Annotated in this window: 5 protein-coding genes; all 5 read left to right on the top strand. The window is 67.9% G+C overall.

Features of this window, described 5'->3' with window-relative positions; translation table 11 throughout:
• A partial coding sequence (locus KY469_22000; protein ID MBW3665770.1) for a DNA-directed RNA polymerase subunit beta' occupies positions 1 to 3,106 on the top strand: 3,106 nt, incomplete at its 5' end.
• Positions 3,107 to 3,536: 430 nt separating this feature from the next.
• The gene (rpsL, locus tag KY469_21995) at positions 3,537 to 3,908 is read left to right on the top strand and encodes a 30S ribosomal protein S12 (GenBank protein MBW3665769.1); all 372 of its coding nucleotides are present in this window, start codon (positions 3,537 to 3,539) and stop codon (positions 3,906 to 3,908) included.
• 1 nt (position 3,909) lies between these two features.
• On the top strand, positions 3,910 to 4,383 hold the full coding sequence (rpsG, locus tag KY469_21990) for a 30S ribosomal protein S7 (protein MBW3665768.1): 474 nt from the start codon (positions 3,910 to 3,912) through the stop codon (positions 4,381 to 4,383).
• 69 nt (positions 4,384 to 4,452) lie between these two features.
• Complete coding sequence (gene fusA / locus KY469_21985) at positions 4,453 to 6,549, top strand: elongation factor G (protein ID MBW3665767.1); 2,097 nt, start codon at positions 4,453 to 4,455, stop codon at positions 6,547 to 6,549.
• A 57-nt stretch (positions 6,550 to 6,606) separates the two neighbouring features.
• The coding region (gene tuf / locus KY469_21980) for an elongation factor Tu (protein MBW3665766.1) at positions 6,607 to 6,834 on the top strand (228 nt) is incomplete at its 3' end.

Here is a 6,834-nt window from a genome sequence, read left to right as displayed (position 1 = left end):
CGACCTGCGACCCATGGTGCAGCTCGACGGCGGGCGGTTCGCCACGTCCGACCTCAACGACCTGTACCGGCGCGTGATCAACCGCAACAACCGCTTGAAGCGACTGCTCGACCTCGGGGCGCCCGAGATCATCGTCAACAACGAGAAGCGGATGCTGCAGGAGGCGGTCGACGCGCTGTTCGACAACGGCCGGCGCGGCCGCCCCGTCACCGGCCCCGGCAACCGGCCGCTGAAGTCGCTGTCGGACATGCTCAAGGGCAAGCAGGGTCGGTTCCGTCAGAACCTGCTCGGCAAGCGCGTCGACTACTCCGGTCGCTCGGTGATCGTGGTCGGGCCCACGCTGCGCCTGCACGAGTGTGGGCTGCCCAAGCAGATGGCGTTGGAGCTGTTCAAGCCCTTCGTCATGAAGCGGCTGGTGGACCTCAACTACGCGCAGAACATCAAGAGCGCTAAGCGCATGGTCGAGCGTCAGCGGCCCCAGGTCTGGGACGTCCTCGAGGAGGTCATCGCCGACCACCCGGTGCTGCTGAACCGCGCCCCGACGCTGCACCGACTCGGGATCCAGGCGTTCATGCCCAAGCTGGTCGAGGGCAAGGCCATCCAGCTGCACCCGCTGGTCTGCACCGCGTTCAACGCGGACTTCGACGGCGACCAGATGGCGGTCCACCTGCCGCTGTCGGCCGAGGCGCAGTCCGAGGCGCGGATCCTGATGCTGTCGGCGAACAACATCCTGACACCTGCCACCGGGCGCCCGATCGCCACGCCGACCCAGGACATGGTGCTGGGCATCTACTGGCTGACCTACGCCGAGGGTCCAAACGACGAGCGCGGGAACGCGGTCCGTCCGTCGGACGATCTCGACCGTCACAGCCTGCGCGTGTTCAGCAACGTCGGCGAGATCGAGATGGCGCTCGACGCCGGCCAGATGCACATGCAGGACTGGATCTGGTTGCGCGTTCGTGGTCAGGAGCTCGAGGCACCGGACCGTCCCGAGGATCTGCGTGACGATGACCCGTGGGCGGAGGCGCTCGAGGAGGGTCGCACTTTCCGCGTCCTGACGACGGCGGGACGTGCGGTGTTCAACGAGGTGCTGCCCGACGACTTCCCGTTCGTCAACCACACCGTGACAAAGCGGGACGCCGGCGCCGTCGTGAACCGCTGCACCGACCGCTACCCGCGCTGGCGCGTCGCCGAGATCCTCGACAGCCTCAAGGACCTCGGCTTCCGCAACGCGACGCTCGCGGGCGTGACGGTCTCGATCGAGGACGTCGAGACGCCCGAGGAGAAGGCCACGATCCTCAACGAGTTCGAGGGCAAGGCCGCAAAGGTCGAGAAGCAGTACTCGCGTGGGGTGATCACCGACGACGAGCGGCGGCAGGAACTGATCGAGATCTGGACCGAGGCCACCAACCAGGTGTCCCGGGCCATGGAGGACAACTTCGGACCCCTCAACCCGTTCTACATGATGGCGGACTCCGGGGCGCGCGGGAACATCACCCAGCTGCGTCAGATCGCTGGCATGCGTGGGCTGGTCGCCAACCCCAAGGGCGAGATCATCCCGCGGCCGATCAAGTCGAACTTCCGCGAGGGGCTGTCGGTCCTCGAGTACTTCATCTCGACGCACGGCGCCCGCAAGGGTCTGGCCGACACCGCCCTGCGGACCGCCGACTCCGGCTACCTCACCCGCCGGCTCGTCGATGTGTCGCAGGACCTCATCGTCCGCGACGAGGACTGCGAGACCACGCGCGGTATCGAGGTCGTGGTCGGCGAGCACGACAGCCAGTCGCTGTACGGCCGGACGCTCGCCAAGGACGTGACCTATCCGGGGCGCCGCAAGGTGCTCATGAAGGGCGACACCCTGGTGGCGGACGGCGAGATCCGGGCTCTGCGCTCGGTCCTGGTCAAGGGGCTCGATCCCGAGACCGGCGAGCCGCTCGACGACCTCGAGTTCGACGACGAAGGTCGCCCCACGAGCATCACCCTCGAGGATCGGACGGTGGTGGTCCGATCCGTGCTGACGTGCGACACGCCGGTGGGGGTCTGCCGCCTCTGCTACGGCCAGATGCTGGCCAACGGTGAACTCGTCGACATCGGCGAGGCGGTCGGCATCGTCGCGGCCCAGTCGATCGGTGAACCGGGCACCCAGCTGACGATGCGGACCTTCCACACCGGTGGTGTCGCGCAGAGCCAGGACATCACGCAGGGCCTGCCGCGTGTCGTGGAGCTGTTCGAGGCACGCACCCCCCGGGCGAAGGCCGAGATCGCGCCTCTGGCCGGTGTCGTCGAGATCGAGGAGACCGACAAGGGCCGTGTCCTGCGGGTCAAGGGCAAGCGCGACGAGCAGGCCGAGTTCGAGCTGCCGCGGGGCGCCCGGCTGTACCGCGGGCCGGTGTCGCTGTGGGGCTCGTCCGTCGCGACGAGCACCGAGGTGATCGAGATCGCGGGCGGCGTCGAGGTCGAGGCTGGCCAGCAGCTGACGCTGGGTGCCATCGACCCGCACGAGCTGCTCGACGTGATGGGACCGCGTGCCGCGCAGCTGTTCCTCGTCGGCGAGGTCCAGGACGTCTACCGCAGCCAGGGTGTGCCGATCCACGACAAGCACGTGGAGCTGATCGTGCGCCAGATGTTCCGGCGTATCCACGTAGTCGAGGCCGGTGACGCCGAGTTCCTGCCCGGCGAGACGGTGGACCGTGTCCGCTTCCGCCAGGAGAACCAGCGCGTGGCAGAGGAGGGCGGGGAGCCCGCCGTCGGACGCCAGATGCTCATGGGGATCACCAAGGCGTCGCTGGCGACCGACTCGTGGCTGTCCGCCGCTTCCTTCCAGGAGACCACCCGCGTGCTCACCGAGGCCGCGATCGAGTCCTCGGTCGACACGCTGCTGGGCCTGAAGGAGAACGTGATCATCGGCAAGCTGATCCCGGCCGGGACCGGGCTGCGTCGGTACGCCGACGTCGTGGTCGGCCACACCGAGCTGCCGGAGCAGGCGTTGCCCGCGGACATCGCGGAGTTCCTCGCCAGCACCGAGAGCTACGAGGGCGACGGTTCGTGGAACTTCGGCGAAACCGGATGGAACTACGGCGACTACGGCGACGAGACCGGCTCCTGACCCAACGCCGTCCCGCACGCGATCGCGCGTGCACCGCACGCCACCGCCCCCCGCCGCGTCACTGCGGTGGGGGCGGTTCGTTGGAGGGGATGTAACCGCGCAACACCCCTCCACTGATCGGCCCCCGGGTTCCCCTCTCCGGGGGCCGATCGTTGTGCCGCGGGCCCCACCCCGGGTCGCGCGAGGTTTGACGGTGGCGAGGGGTAGAGGTACCTTCCGCTTCCTGCGCCGTCAGGCCCCTCCTGGCGGCGTGCGTGCTGTCCGGGCGCCACCCGCCCTCCGGGACCGGGACCCGCCGGACAGCGGAACGAGACTCAGCCGCCCCCTACCCGATCGTGATGCGGCCGCCGCGCGGTCTGCAACGCCCGACCCCGTGGGTCGGCGCGATCGCGAGACCACCCCGCTCCGAGCCCGCTCCGAGGAGGAACGGATGCCCACCATCCAGCAGTTGGTGCGCAACGGCCGCAAGGCGAAGACCGGCAAGACCAAGTCGCCTGCCCTGAAGGGCTCGCCGCAGCGGCGCGGTGTGTGCACGCGCGTGTACACGACGACACCGAAGAAGCCGAACTCGGCCCTGCGCAAGGTCTGCCGTGTGCGCCTGACCTCCGGGATCGAGGTCACGGCCTACATCCCCGGCGAGGGCCACAACCTGCAGGAGCACTCGATCGTGCTCGTGCGCGGAGGTCGTGTGAAGGACCTGCCGGGCGTCCGTTACAAGGTCATCCGGGGCGCACTTGACGCCGCCCCGGTTCGCGACCGCAAGCAGGCACGGTCGCGCTACGGCGTGAAGAAGGAGGCCTGAGATGCCGCGCAAGGGCCCCGCACCGAGCCGCCAGACGCGCCCCGACCCCAAGTACGGGTCCACGCTCGTCACCCAGTTCATCAACCGCGTGATGCGGGACGGCAAGCGCTCGACCGCCGAGCGCATTGTCTACGACGCGCTCGCGCACATCGGTTCGCGTACCCAGGGTGGCGACCCGCTGTCGGTGCTCAAGCGTGCCGTCGACAACGTCCGGCCCTCGCTCGAGGTCAAGTCGCGCCGCGTGGGCGGTGCGACCTACCAGGTCCCGATCGAGGTCCGTCCCGCCCGCTCGACGACCCTCGCCCTCCGCTGGGTCGTCGGCTACGCCCGGATCCGTCGTGAGCACACGATGGCCGAGCGACTCGCCGGCGAGATCCTCGACGCCTCCAACGGCGTCGGTGCCGCCGTCAAGCGTCGCGAGGACACCCACAAGATGGCCGAGGCCAACCGCGCCTTCGCCCACTACCGATGGTGAGCCACCCACCCGCCCCGCCCCGCGCCTGACGGCGCGGGCCCGCCCCCGAACGACGCAGGAAGCACGCGCATGACTGCCATCCGCGAGTACCCGCTGGCCAGGACCCGCAACATCGGGATCATGGCCCACATCGACGCGGGCAAGACGACCACGACCGAGCGGATCCTGTTCTACACGGGCCGGACGTACAAGATCGGCGAGGTCCACGATGGCGCTGCCGTCATGGACTGGATGGTCCAGGAGCAGGAACGCGGGATCACGATCACGTCGGCGGCGACCACCTGCAAGTGGCGTGACCACTGGATCAACATCATCGATACGCCCGGTCACGTGGACTTCACGGTCGAGGTCGAGCGTTCCCTGCGTGTCCTGGACGGTGCGGTCGCGGTGTTCGACGGGGTCGCCGGCGTCGAGCCGCAGTCCGAGACGGTATGGCGGCAGGCGGACAAGTACCGCGTTCCACGCATCTGCTTCATCAACAAGCTCGACCGCACCGGTGCGAGCTTCGAGCGTTCCCTCGAGAGCATCCACAAGCGCCTCACCGACCACGCCGTGGCCATCCAGATCCCGATCGGACTGGAGGACCAGCACGAGGGCATCGTCGACCTCGTCGAGATGAAGGGCATCGTGTGGCGCGGTGACGATCTCGGCGCGTCGTTCGACGTCGTCGATATCCCCGAGGAGCTCAAGGCCCAGGCCGAGGAGTACCGCCACATCCTGGTCGAGAAGGTCGCCGAGCAGGACGAGGAACTGCTCGAGGCGTACCTCGACAGTGGCGACCTGAACATCGAGCAGCTCAAGAGGGGGCTGCGATCGGCGACCGTCGCCAACGCGCTCGTGCCTGTGCTGTGTGGCTCGGCGTTCAAGAACAAGGGTGTGCAGACGCTGCTCGACGCCGTCGTGGACTACCTGCCATCTCCGCTCGAGGTCCCCCCGATCAAGGGCCGCGACCCCAAGACCGGTGAAGAGGTCACGCGTGAGCCCGACGACCTCGAGCCGTTCGCGGCGCTCGCGTTCAAGGTCGCGACCGACCCCTACGTCGGAACCTTGACCTTCGCACGCGTCTACTCGGGGACGCTCGAGGCCGGCTCGCACATCATCAACGTGACCAAGGACCAGAAGCAGCGCGTGGGCCGCATCCTGCAGATGCACGCGAACTCGCGTGAGGAACGGGAGGCCGCGCACACGGGCGACATCGTCGCCTTCGTCGGTCTCAAGGGCACGACGACCGGTGACACGCTGACCACGAGCGAGTCCCCCATCCTGCTGGAGTCGATGGACTTCCCCGAGCCGGTCATCCACATCGCCATCGAGCCCAAGACCAAGGTGGATCAGGAGAAACTGACGACCGCGTTGCAGAAGCTCGCCGAGGAGGATCCCACGTTCCGGGTCCGCACCGACGAGGAGACGGGCCAGACCATCATCGGCGGGATGGGCGAGCTGCACCTCGAGATCATCGTCGATCGCCTCCTGCGTGAGTTCAAGGTCGAGGCCAACGTCGGACGTCCGCAGGTTGCCTACCGCGAGAGCATCAAGAAGGCGGTCGAGAAGGTGTCCGTCAAGTTCGCCCGCCAGACCGGCGGTCGTGGTCAGTACGGCCACGTCGTCATCAACGTCCGCCCGCACCGCGAGGAGGACGAGGAGGAGTACTCCTTCGACAACAAGGTCGTCGGGGGCTCGATCCCCAAGGAGTACATCCCCTCGGTCGACAAGGGCATAAAGGAGGCCATGGAGGGCGGCGTCCTGGCGGGCTACCCGCTCGTCGGCGTCCACGTCGAACTCGTGGACGGCTCGTACCACGAGGTCGATTCCTCCGAGATGGCGTTCCACATCGCCGGGTCCATGGCGATCAAGGAGGCCGCGAACAAGGCGGGCGTGCAGCTGCTCGAGCCGGTCTTCGAGGTCGAGGTCGTCACCCCCGAGGAGTACATGGGCGACGTGATGGGCGACCTCACCTCGCGGCGAGGCCACATCCAGTCGATGGAACCCCGCGGCAACGCCCAGGTCATCACGGCCCGGGTGCCCCTGTCGGAGATGTTCGGGTACGCGACCGACGTACGGTCGCTGACGCAGGGTCGGGCGACGTACACGATGCAGTTCGGTGCGTACGAGCCCGCTCCCAGCCACATCCAGGAAGAGATCGTCGCCAAGGCGCGCGGCGAGTAACCCCAGACCAGAGACCCGACCACCCGTAGCACCACCACCGCCCCAGGAGGGACGCCGATGGCCAAGGAGAAGTTCGAGCGGACGAAGCCGCACATGAACATCGGGACGATCGGTCACGTCGATCATGGGAAGACGACGTTGACGGCGGCGATCACGTCGGTGTTGCACAAGCAGAACCCCAACGTGCAGACGATGGGGTTCGATGAGATCGACAAGGCGCCGGAGGAGCGTGAGCGGGGGATCACGATCAACGTCAGCCATGTGGAGTACGAGACGGAGAACCGG

The organism is Actinomycetota bacterium, assembly GCA_019347575.1.
Classification (GTDB): domain Bacteria; phylum Actinomycetota; class Nitriliruptoria; order Nitriliruptorales; family Nitriliruptoraceae; genus JAHWKY01.
The sequence above is the reverse complement of the archived record's forward strand: the minus strand, read 5'-3'. Positions and strand labels throughout refer to the sequence as shown.

What these genes read in the sequence shown, in the direction of transcription:
- rpsL (MBW3665769.1), top strand. Translation starts at nt 3,537, where the DNA reads ATGCCCACCATCCAGCAGTTGGTGCGCAACGGCCGCAAGGCGAAGACC.
- rpsG (MBW3665768.1), top strand. Translation starts at nt 3,910, where the DNA reads ATGCCGCGCAAGGGCCCCGCACCGAGCCGCCAGACGCGCCCCGACCCC.
- fusA (MBW3665767.1), top strand. Translation starts at nt 4,453, where the DNA reads ATGACTGCCATCCGCGAGTACCCGCTGGCCAGGACCCGCAACATCGGG.